This is a genomic window from Roseateles sp. FW305-36, assembly GCF_058787015.1.
The window spans coordinates 504,880-523,525 of the sequence record NZ_JBYSZK010000001.1 but is presented as its reverse complement, the minus strand read 5'-3'; the positions used below and the strand labels follow the sequence as shown (position 1 = coordinate 523,525).

9 protein-coding genes are annotated in these 18,646 nt (G+C 67.5%); 2 read left to right on the top strand and 7 right to left on the bottom strand.

Features of this window, described 5'->3' with window-relative positions:
- Positions 1-9: 9 nt before the first annotated feature.
- The 7 genes from AC3WOE_RS02380 to scpA are packed head-to-tail and all read right to left on the bottom strand — an operon-like array spanning position 10 to position 6,943.
- The gene (locus AC3WOE_RS02380; RefSeq protein ID WP_492687972.1) at positions 10-300 is read right to left on the bottom strand and encodes a helix-hairpin-helix domain-containing protein; all 291 of its coding nucleotides are present in this window, start codon (positions 298-300) and stop codon (positions 10-12) included.
- Positions 300-1,445, bottom strand: a complete 1,146-nt coding sequence (locus AC3WOE_RS02375; protein ID WP_492687971.1) for a hypothetical protein — start codon at positions 1,443-1,445, stop codon at positions 300-302. The genes AC3WOE_RS02380 and AC3WOE_RS02375 overlap by 1 nt, the downstream gene beginning before the upstream one ends.
- Positions 1,442-2,974, bottom strand: coding sequence for an acyl-CoA carboxylase subunit beta (locus AC3WOE_RS02370; protein ID WP_492687969.1), 1,533 nt, complete (start codon positions 2,972-2,974; stop codon positions 1,442-1,444). The genes AC3WOE_RS02375 and AC3WOE_RS02370 overlap by 4 nt, the downstream gene beginning before the upstream one ends.
- 6 nt (positions 2,975-2,980) lie before the next feature.
- The gene (locus tag AC3WOE_RS02365) at positions 2,981-3,376 is read right to left on the bottom strand and encodes a VOC family protein (protein ID WP_492687967.1); all 396 of its coding nucleotides are present in this window, start codon (positions 3,374-3,376) and stop codon (positions 2,981-2,983) included.
- Positions 3,373-4,335 (bottom strand): methylmalonyl Co-A mutase-associated GTPase MeaB, encoded by a 963-nt coding sequence (meaB, locus tag AC3WOE_RS02360; protein WP_492687965.1) that lies wholly within the window; start codon positions 4,333-4,335, stop codon positions 3,373-3,375. Before meaB ends, AC3WOE_RS02365 begins: the two co-directional genes overlap by 4 nt.
- Positions 4,332-4,757, bottom strand: coding sequence for a GNAT family N-acetyltransferase (locus AC3WOE_RS02355; protein WP_492687963.1), 426 nt, complete (start codon positions 4,755-4,757; stop codon positions 4,332-4,334). The genes meaB and AC3WOE_RS02355 overlap by 4 nt, the downstream gene beginning before the upstream one ends.
- Positions 4,757-6,943, bottom strand: a complete 2,187-nt coding sequence (gene scpA, locus AC3WOE_RS02350; RefSeq protein WP_492687961.1) for a methylmalonyl-CoA mutase — start codon at positions 6,941-6,943, stop codon at positions 4,757-4,759. Before scpA ends, AC3WOE_RS02355 begins: the two co-directional genes overlap by 1 nt.
- Positions 6,944-7,025: 82 nt before the next feature.
- On the opposite strand from scpA, the gene AC3WOE_RS02345 reads away from it, so the two are divergent.
- Both AC3WOE_RS02345 and AC3WOE_RS02340 read left to right on the top strand, forming a co-directional pair.
- Positions 7,026-7,688: a GntR family transcriptional regulator gene (locus AC3WOE_RS02345; protein WP_492687959.1), complete on the top strand. Its 663-nt coding sequence runs from the start codon at positions 7,026-7,028 to the stop codon at positions 7,686-7,688.
- A 405-nt stretch (positions 7,689-8,093) separates the two neighbouring features.
- Entirely contained in the window at positions 8,094-18,434 is a 10,341-nt protein-coding gene (locus AC3WOE_RS02340; RefSeq protein WP_492687957.1) for a beta strand repeat-containing protein, read from the top strand.
- Positions 18,435-18,646: the final 212 nt, after the last annotated feature.

Sequence of the window (18,646 nt, the reverse complement as noted above, 5' to 3'; positions counted from 1 at the left end):
AGTACCTCTTTATTTCGTCTTGCCGAGCAGCTTCTTGCGCTGCTCGGTGAAGTGCCACCACGGCTGGGCGGGCCCGCCGTTCATGAAGTCATGCGCGGCCATGAAGGTGTCCAGCACGCAGGGGTCGTGCAGGCGGCCCTGGGCGTCGCGCAGGCGGTCGTAGGTCTTGAAGGGGTCCATGGCCTTCACATGCGCGGGCGTGGGCAGTCCCAGGCCCACCAGGTCGGCGGCCATGGCCTTGCCGATGTTGGGGATGTCAGTGAGTTCGCGCGCCTCGACAGCGCAGGTCGCCTTGCCCATCACGGTGCCTCGCCATCTTTCAGCGGGGCCGGCAGCTGCAGCCGGTCACCGCAATCGCCCTGCTCGCACTTCAACTGGTTGACCAGTTGCAGATGCAGCCAGCCGGGCAGCGTGGCATCGGTGTCCGACAACCGGCCCAGCACGCGTACGGCCATCACGCGTGCGCCCGGCTCCCACTGCGCCAGTCCCTCGCCCTCGATCAGCGCATGGGTGCCGTAGCGGTCGCGACCCAGGCCCTGCAGGCGCGCCCGCGTCGGGCCGACCACCTCGTCCAGGGCGGCCGAGGTCAGCACCACCTTGCCTTGATAGCGGAAGGGGTTCTGCATCAGCACCGGCAGGCTGACCCAGGCGCTGGCGTCGGCCGACTTGGCAAAGGCCTTCAGGCGCTGCACATTGGCCTGGCGCTGTGCTTCACGCTCCTCGCGCGCCTGGCGCTGGCGCAGCTGGCTGGCCACGCTGTTGCTGTACTGGGTGAAGTCCTTGCCAGCCTCCAGCGACATGGCCGCGTCGACGACGATGCCCTGGGGGTTGCCGTACTGATCCATCTCCAGTTCTGGCTGCGGCACCATGCGCACGCGGACATGGCTGCGCTCGCCGCCGGGACGGCCGCGCTCGCGCAGGCGGTCGTCGCCACAGCGCTGCTTGAGCTTGTCCAGGGCCGATCGCAGCATCTGCTTGGCGATGTCGTCCGACACCAGGGCCGGGCCGTCGGCCTGCAGCACGAAGAGAGTGACGGGCTTGCAGGGATCAGGGTATTGGGTCAGCTCGCTGGTGGCCTCCACGGCCAGTCTCGGGCTCATGCCTTCCAGCTTGGGCAGGGGGCCGACATCGAACAGCACGCTGTCGCCACGCAGGGCGCGCGCCTTCATGCCCGCCGACGGCTCGGGCAGGTAGACGCCGGCGCTGAAGCGGCCGGCCCATTCCTCGCGGTGCTGGGGCGAATTGCGCAACGTCCAGACGGCCTTGCCCTGGCCTTCGGCGAGACCGTCGCGGCAGGCGCCCTGATAGCTGAACGCATAGTCGCTGCTGGCCAGATAGGCCGGCGCCGACACCGCACAGCCACCGGCGGCATCCTTGTGCTGCGCGGCCTGAGCCTGGACGGCCACCAGACCGACCGCCAGCGCCACCAACCAGCGCTTGCTCACAGCGGAATATTCCCGTGCTTGCGCCACGGGTTCTCCAGCTTCTTGTCCTTCAGCATCGACAGGCTGCGACAGATGCGCTTGCGCGTCTCGTGGGGCTGGATGACGTCGTCGATGAAGCCGCGGGCGCCGGCCACGAAGGGGTTGGCGAAGCGGGCCTTGTATTCGGCCTCGCGCTCGGCCAGCTTGGCGGGGTCCTTCTTGTCCTCGCGAAAGATGATCTCCACCGCGCCCTTGGCACCCATCACGGCGATCTCGGCATTCGGCCAGGCGAAGTTGACGTCGCCACGCAGATGCTTGGAGGCCATCACATCATAGGCGCCGCCATAGGCCTTGCGGGTGATGACGGTGATCTTGGGCACCGTGCATTCGGCGTAGGCATAGAGCAGCTTGGCGCCATGCTTGATGATGCCGCCGTACTCCTGGGAGGTGCCGGGCATGAAGCCGGGCACGTCGACGAAGGTGATGACCGGGATGTTGAAGGCGTCGCAGAAGCGCACGAAGCGCGCCGCCTTGATGCTGCTCTTGATGTCCAGGCAGCCGGCCAGCACCAGGGGCTGGTTGGCGACGATGCCCACCGTCTGGCCTTCCATGCGCGCGAAGCCGGTGACGATGTTCTTGGCGTAGTCGGGCTGCAGCTCGAAGAAGTCGCCATCGTCGACGACCTTCAGGATCAGCTCCTTGATGTCATAGGGCTTGTTCGCGTTGTCGGGCACCAGGGTGTCCAGCGAGTAGTCCAGGCGGTTGACGGGGTCGCCGCTGGGGCGGCAAGGCGCCTTCTCGCGGTTGGACAGCGGCAGGTAGTTGAAGAAGCGACGCAGCATCAGCAGCGCCTCGACGTCGTTCTCGAAGGCCAGGTCGGCCACGCCGCTGCGGCTGTTGTGCGTCGCAGCTCCCCCGAGTTCCTCGGCCGTCACTTCCTCGTGCGTCACCGTCTTCACGACCTCGGGGCCGGTGACGAACATGTACGAGCTGTCCTTCACCATGAAGATGAAGTCGGTCATGGCCGGCGAATAAACGGCGCCGCCCGCGCAGGGGCCCATGATCATGCTGATCTGCGGGATGACGCCCGAGGCCATCACGTTCTTCTGGAAGACGTCGGCATAACCGCCCAAGCTGGCGACACCTTCCTGGATGCGCGCGCCGCCCGAGTCGTTGAGGCCGATGACGGGGGCGCCGACCTTCATGGCCTGGTCCATCACCTTGCAGATCTTCTCGGCGTGGGATTCGCTGAGCGCACCGCCGAAGACGGTGAAGTCCTGGCTGAAGGCGAAGGCCAGGCGGCCGTTGATCATGCCGTAGCCGGTCACGACGCCGTCGCCGGGAATCTTGTTGTCGGCCATGCCGAAGTCGACGCAGCGGTGCTCGACGAACATGTCCCATTCCTCGAAGCTGCCCTCGTCGAAGAGCAGCTCCAGCCTTTCACGGGCGGTCAGCTTGCCCTTGGCATGCTGGGCGGCAATGCGCTTCTCGCCACCGCCAAGCCGCGCGAGGCTGCGCTTGGCTTCAAGTGCTTGCAGGATGTCTTGCATGTCGGTTCAACCCTCGAACGGGAAATTGATCTCCACGCCGTTGCCGGCGGGGTCTTGGAAGAAGAACTGGTGCTGGCCGGTGACGGCGGAGCGGGACTCGTGGAAAGCCACGCCGCGGGCACGCAGGTGCGCGGCCGTCGCGGTCGGGTCGGTGCCGAAGAAAGCCGTGTGGTCGTAGGTCGTCGGCGCCGCCGGGTTGACCGGGCCGCGCAGGGGCTCATCGGCCCTCTGCGTGGACAGATGGACAACCGGGTGGCCACCGGCGTACAGCCAGTAGCCCGGGCTGCCGAAGTCCGGCCGCTCGCCCTGCTCCAGGCCAAGCACGTCCCGGTAGAAGTCGCGCAGCGTGGCCAGCAGTTCGGCGGGCGCGCGCAGATTGATGTGATGCAGGCCGGTGATCATGCGGAATTCCTGAAAGTCGCCAGCAACTGGCGGGCCGCGGTGGAAGCCGGTGTGCGGCCTTCGCGCACGGCGACTGTGGCGGCGTCCAGCTGAGTTTTCACGGCGGGATGTGCGACAAAGGCCTGCTTCAGCCCGGACTGGATGCGTTCCCACATCCACGCCAGCGACTGCTCGCGACGCTTGGCGCTCCACGCACCGCTGGCCTCGCGCTCGCCGCGCAGGGCGGTCAGCGCGGCCCACACGGGCTCGATGCCGCTGGACTTCAAGGCGCTGACCTTCATCACGCGCTGGGTCGCATGGGCGTGCGTGGGCAGCAGGCGCAGCGCCGACGTGATCTGCGCCTGGGCACGGGTGGCGGCCACATCGTCGAGGTCGGCCTTGTTGATGACGACGAGATCGGCCAGCTCCATGACGCCCTTCTTGATGGCCTGCAGATCGTCGCCGGCATTGGGCAGCTGCAGCAACAGATACAGGTCGGTCATGCCAGCCACGGCCGTCTCGCTCTGGCCGACGCCGACGGTCTCGACGATGACGACGTCATAGCCGGCCGCCTCGCACAGCAGCATGGCCTCGCGCGTCTTCTCGGCCACGCCACCGAGAGTCCCGCTGCTCGGACTGGGGCGGATGAAGGCGCGCAGGTCCATGGAGAGCTTTTCCATGCGCGTCTTGTCGCCCAGGATGGCGCCGCCGGAAACGCTGCTGGACGGGTCCACCGTCAGCACCGCGACGCGGTGGCCATGCTCCAGCAGGAAACAGCCGAAGGCCTCGATGAAGGTGCTCTTGCCGACACCCGGCACGCCGGAGATGCCCAGGCGCAGCGCGCGGCCGGTGGCGGGCATCAGCTCGGTCAGCAGCGCATCGGCCTGCTCGCGATGATCGACGCGCGTGGACTCGATCAGCGTGATGGCCTTGGCCAGCGCGCGGCGGTCTCCAGCCTGAAGCGGCGCGGCAACGCTCAAGCGGCCTCCCAGCGGTATTCGATGTCGAAGTCCTGCTCCTCCACCACCTTGAAGCCATGTCGACGGTAGAAGTCGTTGGCGCGGCTCTCGCGCAGCGCGGCCAACGTGATGGGCAGACCCTGCGCCTTGATCTGGTCAAGCACCCAGGCCCCCACGCCCAGCCCTTGCGCCTGAGGGCGCAGATAGAGGTGATGCAGGCGCAATTCGCCCTCGCGCGGCTCGACGGTGAAGTAGCCGACGCGCTCGCCATCCACGACGAGATGCTGCATCCACTCCGGTCGGAACTGGCTCTTCAGCCGCGCCCGCGCCACCTCGGGGCTGAAGCGGCCGAGCCGCTCCAGGCTCTCGCGCAGCGCCTCGATGCGCAGCTCCGGCATGGCCTCGAAATCGGCGTCGGCGACGGGCGCCAGCGTCGGTGTCATCAGGCAGCCACCTTTAAGCGGATCTGCTCCAGCACATCCTTGGCGCTGGCCGGGATGGGCGTGCCCGGGCCGTAGACGCCCTTGACGCCGGCCTGGTAGAGGAAGTCGTAGTCCTGGGCCGGGATGACGCCGCCGACGAAGACGATGATGTCATCGGCGCCCTGCTTCTTCAGCTCTTCGATGATGGCCGGTACCAGGGTCTTGTGGCCCGCGGCCAGCGTGGAGACGCCGACGGCATGCACGTCGTTCTCGATGGCCTGGCGGGCGCACTCCTCCGGGGTCTGGAACAGCGGGCCGATATCGACGTCGAAGCCCAGGTCGGCAAACGCGGTCGCCACCACCTTGGCGCCGCGGTCGTGGCCGTCCTGGCCCAGCTTGGCAATCATCACGCGGGGCCGGCGACCCTGTTCGTCGCCGAAGGCCGCGATCTCGCCCTGCAGCTTGGCCCAGCCTTCGGCCGAGTCGTAGGCCGCCGCGTAGACGCCGCTGACCTTGTGGGTGTCGGCGCGGTGGCGGCCGAAGACGGCTTCCAGCGCGTCGCTCACCTCGCCCACGGTCGCGCGCAGCCGCACCGCCTTGATGGCCAGGTCGAGCAGATTGCCTTCGCCGGTCTCGGCGGCCTGGGTCAGCGCGGCGAGCGCGACCTGCACCGCGGCCGTGTCGCGCGTGGCCTTGATCTGCTGCAGTCGCGCGATCTGGCCATCGCGCACCTTGACGTTGTCGACGTCGAGGATGTCGATGGGGTCTTCCTTGGCCAGCTTGTATTTGTTGACGCCGACGATGACGTCCTGGCCCGAGTCGATGCGCGCCTGCTTCTCCGCGGCACTCGCCTCGATCTTCAGCTTGGCCCAGCCCGAGTCCACCGCCTTGATCATGCCGCCCTGGGCATTCACTTCCTCGATGATCTCCCAGGCCCTGTCGGCCATGTCCTGGGTCAGCTTTTCCATCATGTAGCTGCCGGCCCAAGGGTCGACGACGCTGGTGATGTGGGTCTCTTCCTGGATGATGAGCTGGGTGTTGCGCGCAATGCGGCTGCTGAACTCGGTGGGCAGGGCGATGGCCTCGTCCAGCGAGTTGGTGTGCAGGCTCTGCGTGCCGCCGAAGACGGCGGCCATGGCTTCGATGGTGGTGCGCACCACGTTGTTGTACGGGTCCTGGGCCGTCAGGCTCCATCCCGAGGTCTGGCAGTGGGTGCGCAGCATCAGGCTCTTGGGCGCGGTCGCGCCGAAGCCTTTCATGATGCGGGTCCACAAGAGCCGGGCCGCGCGCATCTTGGCGATCTCGAGATAGAAGTTCATCCCGATGGCCCAGAAGAAGGACAGGCGCGGCGCGAAGTCGTCGACGCTCAGCCCCTTGGCCATGGCCGTCTTCACGTACTCCTGGCCGTCGGCCAGCGTGAAGGCCAGCTCCAGCGCCTGGTTGGCGCCCGCCTCCTGCATGTGATAGCCGGAGATGGAGATGGAATTGAACTTGGGCATCTCCCGCGCCGTGTATTCGATGATGTCGCCGACGATGCGCATCGACGGCTCGGGCGGGTAGATGTAGGTGTTGCGGACCATGAACTCCTTGAGGATGTCGTTCTGGATGGTCCCGGCCAGCTTGTCCTGGCTGACGCCCTGCTCTTCCGCCGCCACCACATAGCCGGCCAGCACCGGCAGCACGGCGCCGTTCATGGTCATGGAGACCGACACCTTGTCCAGCGGGATGCCGTCGAACAGGATCTTCATGTCCTCCACCGAGTCGATGGCCACGCCGGCCTTGCCGACGTCGCCGGTCACGCGCGGATGGTCGCTGTCATAGCCGCGGTGGGTGGCCAGGTCGAAGGCGACCGACACGCCCTGGCCGCCGGCCGCCAGGGCCTTGCGATAGAAGGCATTGCTCTCCTCGGCGGTCGAGAAGCCGGCGTACTGGCGGATGGTCCACGGGCGGGCCGCATACATGGTGGCCTGCGGGCCGCGCAAAAAGGGCTCGAAGCCGGGCAGCGTGTCGGCATGCGGCAGGTCGGCCGTGTCGGCGGCCGTGTAGAGCGGCTTGACGGTCAGCCCCTCGGGTGTGACCCAGTTCAACGCGCTCACATCACCGCCAGGGGCGGATTTGGCGGCGGCCTTGTTCCACTGATCCAGCGAAGCCGTCTTGAACTCGGTCTTGAACTCCGGGACATCCCCGGCGCGGCTGGCGTCCGACATCGAAACTCTCCTGTAACTGGGTGGGCATCTTAGCCGAAGTAATTATTCATAATTATGAATTCAGAATCGCTACACTCGGTCCATGTCCGCTGCCGGCTCCCTCGACCACGCCCCGCTTGCTGCCTCGGCTCTCTACGAGCAGGTGGCCGACCGCCTGCGCCAGCAGATCCTGGCGCGCGAGTTGGAGCCGGGGTCCTGGATCGATGAACTGAAGCTCTGCGCCGAACTCGGCATCAGCCGCACGCCCATGCGTGAGGCCCTGAAGGTGCTGGCCTCGGAAGGCCTGGTGACGATGAAGCTGCGCCGCGGCGCCTACGTGACCGAGATGAGCGAGCGCGACGTCAGGGAAGCCTATCAACTGCTCTCCCTTCTCGAAAGTGACGCCGCGGCCGAAATCGCCAGCCGGGCGACCGATGCCGAGCTGAACGAACTGGGCGAACTGCACCGGGCACTGGAGGAGGCCCTGCCCGACCGCGACGCCTTCTTCGCCGCCAACGAGCGCTTTCACCTGCGCGTGCTGGAAATCGACGGCAACCGCTGGCGGCTGCAGATCGTCGGCGACCTGCGTCGGCTGATGAAGCTCAACCGCCACCATTCGCTGTTCCGGGAGGGACGGCTGGCGGAGTCTTTGGACGAACACCGCGCCATCGTGAAGGCGCTGCTGTCGCGGGATGCGACGGCCTGCCGGGCCCTGGTTCAAGCCCATTTTTGTAACGGCCTGAGCGCCACCCAGACAGCTTCTTGAAGGCAAACGGGGCCGGCGTGAACTGCCACCGAAAGCCCGTCCTTATCGGCTCGTGAATTCGCTAAGTGCTTACTAGCATAGCGATTACTGGGTAAACCACCCCCGATCCGGGCGTTCGGACCGGGTGCGGCGAGCCCGGTTTCGAGCCGCGCGGGCCGATTTGAGACTTTGTTCCTCAAGTCAAGCCCAAGGGGCCCGATAACCGATCGAAGCACTTGAAATCTAGGGATACGAGTCCGCCTGCGCGGCACGGGTTTCCACGGATTCAGCGCCTGGTCGGGCCCGCCAGGGATGGTCTGGCGGGCACGGCAGACCACGAGACAGCGCCCCGCGTCGAGGCCTCCATTCGACGCAGGCCATCGCCTTTCACGAGGCGGTGGCCGTCAGCACAGCAGGTAAAACACCATGGCAAGCATCGTCCCCTTTATTCCGGTCTCGAAGATCCCTGGTCTGACGACGACGACGATCCGGGATTTCACGACCGAGGACTGGGCTGCCTTCAGCACCGACCAGCTGATCGCGCTGACCACCGTGCAGGCCGCTGTGATCACCTCCAGCGGCCTCTCCGTTTTGAGCAGCGACCAGCTGCGCTCCTTCCAGACCGAAGACCTGCGCGCCATCTCGACCGCTTCCATCGGCGGTTTCAATTCCGACCAGATCGGCGCCTTCACGACCGACCAGCTGCAGGCCCTGAGCACCGGCCAGATCCTGACCCTCAGCACCAGCCAGCTGCAGGGCTTCAACACCGCCGACATGGTGGCCCTGACCACCGGCCAGGTGGGCGCCCTGACTTCGGCCCAGGCCAAGGGCCTGTCGACCGACCAGCTGTCGGCCCTGGAAGCGACGGACGTGCGCTTCATCACCACGGCCGCGCTGCGCGCCCTGACCAGCACCCAGCTGGATGGCCTCACCAGCGACCAGCTGCGCGCCCTGTCGTCCAGCCAGATCACCGCCCTGACCACCGCCCAGGTCAGCACCCTGAACACCGACGACCTCAATGTGCTGACGTCGGACCAGTTCAACAAGTTCACGACGGCCCAGGTGCAGTCGCTGACGACCAGCCAGATCAGCCACCTGACGACCGACGGCCTGAACGCGATGGGCTCGGCCCAGTTCGCCGCCCTGTCCTCCCTGCAGGTCGGCGCGCTGACCTCGGACCAGTTGCCCAAGATGGAGACGGCCGACCTGCGCGCCGTCACCACCACGGCCCTGCGCGGCCTCTCCTCCGACCAGATCCAGACCCTGACCTCCGACGAGGTCGCCAGCCTCAGCACCGCCCAGATCGGTTCGCTGACCACCGCCCAGGTCAAGGGCCTGACGGCCGGCGACATGACCGCCCTGGACACCGCCCAGGTGGCCGTGCTGAGCTCGGCCCAGGTCGCCCAGCTGAGCACGGACCAGCTGTCGGCCATCGACGCGGCCGACATGAAGTCACTGACGACGGTGGCCCTGCGCGCCCTCACGAGCACCCAGCTCGACGGCCTGACCAGCGACCAGCTGCGCGCCCTGAGCTCCGGCCAGGTCAATGCGCTGACGACCGACCAGGTCCGCACACTGAACACGGACGACCTGAACAGCCTGTCGTCCGACCAGTTCAACAAGCTCTCCACGGCCCAGGTCGCCGTGCTGACCACGGCCCAGCTCAGCCATCTGACGACGGACAGCCTGAATGCGATGGGTTCGACCCAGTTCGCCACGCTGAACTCGGCCCAGTTCAGCTCGCTGACCTCCGACCAGCTGCCGACGATGGAGACGGCCGACCTGCGCGCCGTCACCACCGCGGCCCTGCGCGGCCTCTCCTCCGACCAGATCCAGACCCTGACCTCCGACGAGGTGGGCGCCCTGACGACGGCCCAGATCTCCGCGCTGACGACGGGCCAGGTCAAGGGCCTGACCACCGGCGACATGATCGCCCTGGGCACCGCGCACATCGCGGCCCTGAGCTCGACCCAGGTGGCGGCGCTGAGCACCGACCAGCTGTCGGCCATCGAAGCAGCTGACATGAAGTCGCTGAGCACGGCCGCGCTGCGCGCCCTGACCAGCACCCAGCTCGACGGTCTCACCAGCGACCAGCTGCGCGCCCTGAGCTCGGCCCAGGTCAACTCGCTGACGACCGACCAGGTCCGCACCCTGAACACCGACGACCTGAACAGCCTGTCGTCCGACCAGTTCAACAAGCTCTCCACGGCCCAGGTCGCCGCGCTGACGACGGCCCAGCTCAGCCATCTGACGACGGACAGCCTGAACGCCATGGGCTCGGCCCAGTTCGCCACGCTGAACTCCTCGCAGTTCGGCTCGTTGACGACCGACCAGTTGCCGACGATGGAGACGGCCGACCTGCGCGCCGTCACGACGGCGGCGCTGGCCGGCCTGACGTCCGACCAGATCCAGACCCTGACGTCCGACGAGGTGGCCAGCCTCAGCACCGGCCAGATCGCCTCGCTGACGACGGCTCAGATCAAGGGCCTGACCACCGGCGACATGGTCGCCTTGGGTACCGCCCAGGTCGCCGCGCTCAGCTCGGCCCAGGTGTCGGGCCTGAGCACCGACCAGCTGTCGGCCATCGAAGCGACCGACGTGAAGCTGCTGAGCACGGCCGCCGTGCGCGGCCTGACCAGCACCCAGCTGGACAGCCTCACCAGCGACCAGCTGCGTGCCCTGACCTCCAGCCAGATCAATGCGCTGACCACCGACCAGGTCCGCACCCTGAACACGGACGACCTCAACAGCCTGACGTCCGACCAGTTCAACAAGCTGTCCACCGCCCAGGTCCAGGCGCTGACGACGGCCCAGCTCAGCAATCTGGCCACCGACAACCTCAACGCCCTGGGCACGGCCCAGTTCGCCACGCTGTCGTCGACCCAGTTCGGTTCGCTGACCTCCGACCAGCTGTCCAAGCTGGAGACGGCCGACCTGCGTGCCGTCACCACCGCGGCCCTGCGTGGCCTGACGTCCGACCAGATCCAGACGCTGGCCTCCGACGAGGTTTCCAGCCTGACGACCGCCCAGATCGGCTCGCTGAGCACGGTGCAGGTCCAGGGCCTGACGACAGGCGACATGGTCGCCCTGGGCACCGCCCAGGTCGGCGTGCTGAGCTCGGCCCAGGTCCAGGCGCTGAACACCGACCAGCTGGCCGCCATCGAGACTGGCGATGTCCGCTTCCTGACCACGGCCGCCCTGCGTGCCCTGAGCAGCACCCAGCTCGACGGCCTGACCTCCGACCAGCTGCGCGCCTTGAGCTCCGGCCAGATCACCGCCCTGACGACGGCCCAGGTCAACACGCTGAACACCGATGACCTGAACAGCCTGACGTCCGACCAGTTCAACAAGCTGTCCACCGGCCAGATCCAGGCGCTGACGACCAACCAGCTCAGCCACCTCGCCACCGACAACCTGAACGCGCTCGGCTCGAGCCAGTTCGCGACGCTCAGCTCGGCCCAGTTCGGCTCGCTGACGTCCGACCAACTGCCCAAGCTGGAGACGGCCGACCTGCGCGCCGTCACCACGGCGGCCCTGGCCGGCCTCACTTCCGACCAGATCCTTACGCTGAGCTCCGACGAGGTGGGCAGCCTGACCACCGGCCAGATCGCCTCGCTGTCCGCCACCCAGGTCAAGGGCCTGACGAGCGGCGACATGGTGGCACTGAGCAGCGGCCAGGTGGCGGCCCTGAGCTCGGGCCAGGCCGCGGCGCTGAGCACCGACCAGCTGTCGGCCATCGAAGCGGCCGACATGAAGGCTATGACGACGGCCGCCCTGCGCGCGCTGTCCAGCACCCAGATCGACGGCCTCACCAGCGACCAGCTGCGCGCCCTGACCAGCGCCCAGCTGAACGCCCTGACCACCGCACCGCAGATCGTCGGCCTCAACACCGATGACCTCAATGTGCTGACGACGGACCAGATCGCCCGCCTGTCGACCGCCCAGATCCAGGCGCTGACGACGACCCAGCTGAGCAACCTGGTCACCGACAACCTGAACGCGATGGGCTCGGCCCAGTTCGCAACCCTGTCGTCCAACCAGTTCGGTTCGCTGACGACCGACCAGCTCTCCAAGATGGAAACGGCCGACCTGCGTGCGGTCACGACCAATGCGCTGCGCGGCCTGAGCTCCGACCAGGTGCAGTCGCTGACCTCGGACGAGGTCGGCTCGATGTCGACGGCCCAGATCAGCGCGCTGACGACGGCCCAGGTCCACGGCCTGACCACCGGCGACATGGTGGCTCTGGGCAGCGCCCAGGTGGCCGCTCTCAGCTCCGCCCAGGCGGCCCAGCTGAACACCGACCAGCTCTCGGCCATCGACGCGGCCGACATGAAGTCGCTGACGACGGCGGCCCTGCGTGCCCTCACCAGCACCCAGCTCGACGGCCTGACCTCGGACCAGCTGCGTGCCCTGAGCTCCAGCCAGATCAATGCGCTGACCACCGACCAGGTCCGCACGCTGAACACCGACGATCTCAACGTGCTGGCGTCCGACCAGTTCAACAAGCTCTCCACCGCCCAGGTCGCCGTGCTGACGACGACGCAGCTGAGCAACCTGACAACCGACAACCTCAACGCGATGGGCTCGGCCCAGTTCGCGACGCTGAGCTCCAGCCAGTTCGGCTCGCTGACCTCCGATCAGCTGCCCAAGATGGAGACGGCCGACCTGCGCTCGGTCACCACGACCGCACTGCGCGGCCTGTCCTCCGACCAGATCCTGACGCTGACCTCCGACGAGGTGGGCGGCCTGACCACGGCCCAGATCAGCTCGCTGACCACCCTCCAGGTCCAGGGCCTGACGACCGGCGACATGGTGGCCCTGGGCACGGCCCAGGTCGGCGTGCTGAGCGCGGCCCAGGCCCAGAACCTGAGCACGGACCAGCTCGCCGCCATCGAGACCGGCGACATCCGCTTCCTGACCACGACCGCCCTGCGCGCCCTGTCCAGCACCCAGCTGGACGGTCTGACCTCCGACCAGCTGCGCGCGATCTCGTCCGGCCAGATCAACTCGCTGACCACCGACCAGGTCCGCACGCTGAACACGGATGACCTGAACAGCCTGACGTCCGACCAGTTCAACAAGCTGTCGACCACCCAGATCCAGGTGCTGACGACCAACCAGCTCAGCCACCTGGGCACCGACAGCCTCAACGCCCTGGGCTCGGCCCAGTTCGCGACGCTGAACTCGGCCCAGTTCGGTTCCCTGACGTCCGACCAGTTGCCCAAGCTGGAGACGGCCGACCTGCGCGCCGTCACCACGGCCGCACTGGCGGGCCTGTCGTCCGACCAGATCCTGATGCTGACCACCGACGAGGTGGCGGCCATGTCCACGGGCCAGATCGCCTCGCTGTCGGCCACCCAGGTCAAGGGCCTGACGGCTGGCGACATGACGGCCCTGTCCACCGCCCAGGTCGGCGTGCTGAACTCGACCCAGGCCCAGGCGCTGAACACCGACCAGCTGTCGGCCATCGATGCGTCCGACATGAAGTCGCTGACGACCGCCACGCTGCGCGCCCTCAGCAGCGCCCAGCTGGATGGCCTGACGTCCGACCAGCTGCGCGGCCTCACCAGCACCCAGCTGAACGCGCTGACCACCAGCCCGCAGGTCGTCAACCTGAACACCGACGACCTCAACGTCCTGACGACGGACCAGATCGCCCGCCTGTCGACCTCGCAGGTCCAGGCGCTGACGACGACGCAGCTGAGCAACCTCGTCACCGACAGCCTCAACGCCATGGGCTCGGCCCAGTTCGCGACGCTGAACTCCTCGCAGTTCTCTTCGCTGACCACCGACCAGTTGTCCAGGATGGAGACGGCCGACCTGCGTGCCGTCACGACCAACGCCCTGCGCGGCCTGAGCTCCGACCAGATCCAGTCCCTGACCACCGACGAGGTGGCCGGCATGAGCACCGGCCAGATCGCCGCGCTGACGACGGCCCAGATCAAGGGCCTGACGACCGGCGACATGTCGGCCCTGGGCACCGGCCAGGTCGCCGCCCTGAGCTCGTCGCAGGCCGCGGCATTGGATACCGACCAGCTGTCGGCCATCGACGCGTCCGACATGAAGTCGCTGACGACGGCCGCCCTGCGCGCCCTGTCCAGCACCCAGATCGATGCCCTGACCAGCGACCAGCTGCGCGCCCTGACCAGCACCCAGCTGAATGCCCTGACCACCAGCCCGCAGATCGTCGGCCTCAACACCGATGACCTCAATGTGCTGACGACGGACCAGATCGCCCGCCTGTCGACCGGCCAGATCCAGGCACTGACGACGACGCAGCTGAGCAACCTCGTCACCGACAGCCTCAACGCCATGGGTTCGGCGCAGTTCGCCACGCTGTCGTCCAACCAGTTCGGTTCGCTGACCACCGACCAGCTGTCCAAGATGGAGACGGCCGACCTGCGTGCGGTCACGACCAATGCCCTGCGCGGCCTGAGCTCCGACCAGGTCCAGTCGCTGACGTCCGACGAAGTCGGCTCGATGTCGACGGCCCAGATCGCCACGCTGACGACATCTCAGGTCCATGGTCTGACCACCGGCGACATGGTCGCCCTGGGCACCGCCCAGGTCGCCTCGCTGAGCTCGACCCAGGTCGCCCAGCTCAACACCGACCAGCTGTCGGCCATCGAAGCCACCGACATGAAGTCGCTGACGACGGCCGCCCTGCGCGCCCTCACCAGCACCCAACTCGACGGCCTCACCAGTGATCAGCTGCGCGCTCTGAGCTCCGGCCAGATCAACGCGCTGACGACCGACCAGGTCCGCACGCTGAACACGGACGACCTCAACAGCCTGACGTCCGACCAGTTCAACAAGCTGTCGACCGCCCAGGTGGCGGTGCTGACAACGACCCAGCTGAGCAACCTGACGACGGACAGCCTCAACGCCATGGGCTCGGCCCAGTTCGCGACGCTGAACTCCAGCCAGTTCGGCTCGCTGACGACCGACCAGCTGCCCAAGATGGAGACGGCCGACCTGCGCGCCGTCACCACCGCGGCCCTGCGCGGCCTGAGCTCGGACCAGATCCAGACGCTGACGTCCGATGAGGTCTCCAGCCTGAGCACGGCCCAGATCGCCTCGCTGACGACCGTGCAGGTCCAGGGCCTGACGACCGGCGACATGAGCGCCCTCGGCACCGCCCAGGTGGCCGTGCTGAGCTCGACCCAGGTGCAGGGGCTGAGCACCGATCAGCTGTCCGCCATCGATGCGCCCGACATGAAGTCGCTGACGACGGCCGCCCTGCGTGCCCTCACCAGCACCCAGCTGGATGGCCTGACCTCCGACCAGCTGCGCGCCCTGAGCTCAACGCAGATCACGGCCCTGACCACGGCGCAGGTCAGCACGCTGAACACCGACGACCTGAACAGCCTGACGTCCGACCAGTTCAACAAGCTGTCCACCAGCCAGGTCCAGTCGCTGACGACCAACCAGCTCAGCCACCTGGCCACCGACAGCCTCAACGCACTCGGCTCGGCCCAGTTCGCGACGCTGAACTCGGCCCAGTTCTCCTCGCTGACGACCGACCAGCTGTCCAAGATGGAGACGGCCGACCTGCGTGCCGTCACCACCGCGGCCCTGGCGGGCCTGTCCTCCGACCAGATCCTGACGCTGACCAGCGACGAGGTGGCGGGCCTGTCCACCGGCCAGATCGCCTCGCTGTCGGCCAGCCAGGTCAAGGGCCTGACGACCGCCGACATGGCGGCCCTGTCCACGGCCCAGGTCGGCGTGCTGAACTCGGCCCAGGCCCAGGCGCTGTCCACGGATCAGCTGGCGGCCATCGACGCGGCCGACATGAAGTCGCTGACGACGGCCGCCCTGCGCGCCCTGTCCAGCACCCAGCTCGACGGCCTGACGTCCGACCAGCTGCGCGCCCTGACCAGCACCCAGCTGAACGCGCTGACCACCAACCCGCAGGTCATCAACCTCAACACCGACGACCTCAACGTCCTGACGACGGACCAGATCGCCCGCCTGTCGACGGGGCAGATCCAGGCGCTGACGACCGCGCAGCTGAGCAACCTGGCGACGGACAACCTCAACGCCATGGGCTCGGCCCAGTTCGCGACGCTGTCGTCCTCGCAGTTCGCTTCGCTGACGACCGACCAGCTCTCCAAGATGGAGACGGCCGACCTGCGCGCCGTCACCACCAATGCGCTGCGCGGCCTGAGCTCCGACCAGATCCAGTCGCTGACGTCGGATGAGGCCGCCAGCCTGTCCACCGGCCAGATCGCCGCGCTGACGACGGCCCAGGTCCATGGCCTGACCACCGGCGACATGGTGGCCCTGGGCACCGCCCAGGTCGCCTCGCTGAGCTCGACCCAGGTCGCCCAGCTCAACACCGACCAGCTCTCGGCCATCGACGCGTCCGACATGAAGTCGCTGACGACGGCGGCCCTGCGCGCCCTGACCAGCACCCAGCTCGACGGCCTGACCTCCGACCAGCTGCGCGCCCTGACCTCGGCCCAGGTCAACTCGCTGACGACCGACCAGGTCCGCACGTTGAACACCGATGACCTCAACAGCCTGACGTCGGACCAGTTCAACAAGCTGTCCACCGCCCAGGTCGCCGTGCTGACGACGACGCAGCTGAGCAACCTGACGACGGACAGTCTCAACGCCATGGGCTCGGCCCAGTTCGCGACGCTGAACTCTAGCCAGTTCGGCTCGCTGACGACCGACCAGCTGCCCAAGATGGAGACGGCCGACCTGCGCGCCGTCACCACCGCGGCCCTGCGCGGCCTGAGCTCCGACCAGATCCAGGTCCTCAGCTCCGACGAGGTCTCCAGCCTGAGCACGGCCCAGATCGCCTCGCTGACGACGGTCCAGGTCCAGGGCCTGACGACCGGTGACATGAATGCGCTGGGCACCGCCCAGGTGGCCGTGTTGAGCTCGGCCCAGCTGCAGACGCTGAGCACGGACCAGCTGGCCGCCATCGAAACCGGCGACATGCGCTTCCTGACGACGACGGCCCTGCGCGCCCTGTCCAGCACCCAGATCGACGGTCTCACCAGCGACCAGCTGCAAGCCCTGAGCTCGGCCCAGGTCAACGCGCTGACGACGGCCCAGCTGTCGACGATGAACAGCGACGACCTGAACGCCTTCACGACCGACCAGTTCGCCCGCATGAGCACGACTCAGGTCCAGGCGCTGACGGCCAGCCAGATGTCGCATCTGACGACGGAGGACCTGACCGCCCTGGGCACCCAGCACTACGCGGTGATGAGCTCCGCCCAGTTCGGCGCGCTGACCACCGACCAGCTGTCCAATCTGCAGACGGCCGACCTGCGCTCGGTGACGACGGTGGCCCTGTCCAGCCTGAACTCCGACCAGGTCGCGGCGCTGCAGACCGACCACATCGCCGCCCTGAGCACGGCCCAGGTGATGTCGCTGAGCACGGCGCAGTTCCAGGGCATGAATGCCGCCGACATGACGGCGATGAGCTCGGCCCAGGTCGCGGTGCTGACGACGGCCCAGGTGCATTCGCTGTCGACCGACCAGATCGTCGCCATCGACTCCGACGACCTGGCCAAGCTGTCCTCGGCGTCGCTGCAGGCCATCACCAACAGCCAGCTGGGTGCGCTGACGACCGATCAGCTGACTGGCCTGGGCACCCGCGTGTCGGTGCTGACGACCAGCCAGATCAACAACCTGGCCACGGACGACCTGAACACCTTCACGACCGCCCAGTTCGCGGCCTTCACGACCAACCAGGTCAAGTCCTTCACGAACGCCCAGATCGGCGCCCTGGAAACCGACGACCTGCGCGCCCTGGGCACCGCCCATATCGCGGCGATGAGCAATGCGCAGATCCAGGCCATCACCAGCGACCAGTTCAGCACGCTGAAGGCGACGCAGATCACGGCCCTGACGACGGCCCAGGCCGCCGCCCTGACGACGGACCAGATCCACAGCCTGACGACGGACCAGATCGGCGGCCTGGAAACCCGCGACATCTCGGCCATGAGCATGGCCCAGCTCGACGCGCTGCAAGGCACGACCTTCAGCGAGATGAGCGCGGCGCAGATGAACGCCTACTTCAACGTCACGCCCATCGTGCTCGACCTGGACGGCCACGGCGTCAACACGCTGGCCGCCGCCCAGGGCGTCAACTTCGACCTGCTGGGCACCGGACAGGCCCACAAGGTCGGCTGGGTGGCCGGTGGCGATGGCCTGCTCGTCATGGACCGCAACCACGACGGCATCATCAACAACGGCAGCGAGCTCTTCGGCATGGGCACCGTGCTGGCCAATGGCAAGCACGCCAAGGACGGCTATGCCGCCATGGCCGAGCAGGACACCAACCACGACGGCAAGCTGGACGCCCACGACGCCAACTGGAAGCAGCTGCAGGTCTGGGTCGACGCCAACCACGACGGCAAGACCGACTCCGGCGAGCTCAAGACCCTGGACGAACTGGGCATCACCTCGCTGGACCTGAATGCCGCCAAGGGTTCGGGCAGCGACCACGGCAACCTCGTCGGCCTGGTGTCCAGCTACACGACGACCGACGGCAGCAAGCACGAGGTCGCCGACGTCTGGTTCGCCAAGGACGTGCAGCCGCAGAAGGCCGACGACGGCAAGGACGCGACGGTCAGCCTGCATGACGTGCTGGCACCGCCGAGCGCCCCGCTGCTCGGGTCCGAGCATGTCGACGTGGCCCATGCGGCCGCAGCGCAGCCGTCGCCCGACGCCCATCTCGCGGCCATCGACCGCAAGCTGGCCGAGGACGACGAGCACCGACGCAACATCGGCGGCAACTGGGTATGAATTCCGTGAATTCCTTCCACTCCGTTCGGCGCACCCGCCGAACGGTCGGCCCTGGGCCGGGAAAGCCGGCTTTTTTGCCGGTTGACGTCATGGACTCGTCCCTAGCATGACTGCACGGGCCTCCTCCGTCACGGCGCTCCGCTCGGGCCTGCCCGGTCGCGGCCGTGTCGGATGGGCCCCGGACTTCGGATTTTTTTTAGTGCCTCGGACAC

What these genes read in the sequence shown, in the direction of transcription:
- AC3WOE_RS02340 (WP_492687957.1), top strand. Translation starts at nt 8,094, where the DNA reads ATGGCAAGCATCGTCCCCTTTATTCCGGTCTCGAAGATCCCTGGTCTG.
- AC3WOE_RS02370 (WP_492687969.1), bottom strand. Translation starts at nt 2,974, where the DNA reads ATGCAAGACATCCTGCAAGCACTTGAAGCCAAGCGCAGCCTCGCGCGG.
- AC3WOE_RS02345 (WP_492687959.1), top strand. Translation starts at nt 7,026, where the DNA reads ATGTCCGCTGCCGGCTCCCTCGACCACGCCCCGCTTGCTGCCTCGGCT.
- AC3WOE_RS02380 (WP_492687972.1), bottom strand. Translation starts at nt 300, where the DNA reads ATGGGCAAGGCGACCTGCGCTGTCGAGGCGCGCGAACTCACTGACATC.
- scpA (WP_492687961.1), bottom strand. Translation starts at nt 6,943, where the DNA reads ATGTCGGACGCCAGCCGCGCCGGGGATGTCCCGGAGTTCAAGACCGAG.
- AC3WOE_RS02355 (WP_492687963.1), bottom strand. Translation starts at nt 4,757, where the DNA reads ATGACACCGACGCTGGCGCCCGTCGCCGACGCCGATTTCGAGGCCATG.
- AC3WOE_RS02365 (WP_492687967.1), bottom strand. Translation starts at nt 3,376, where the DNA reads ATGATCACCGGCCTGCATCACATCAATCTGCGCGCGCCCGCCGAACTG.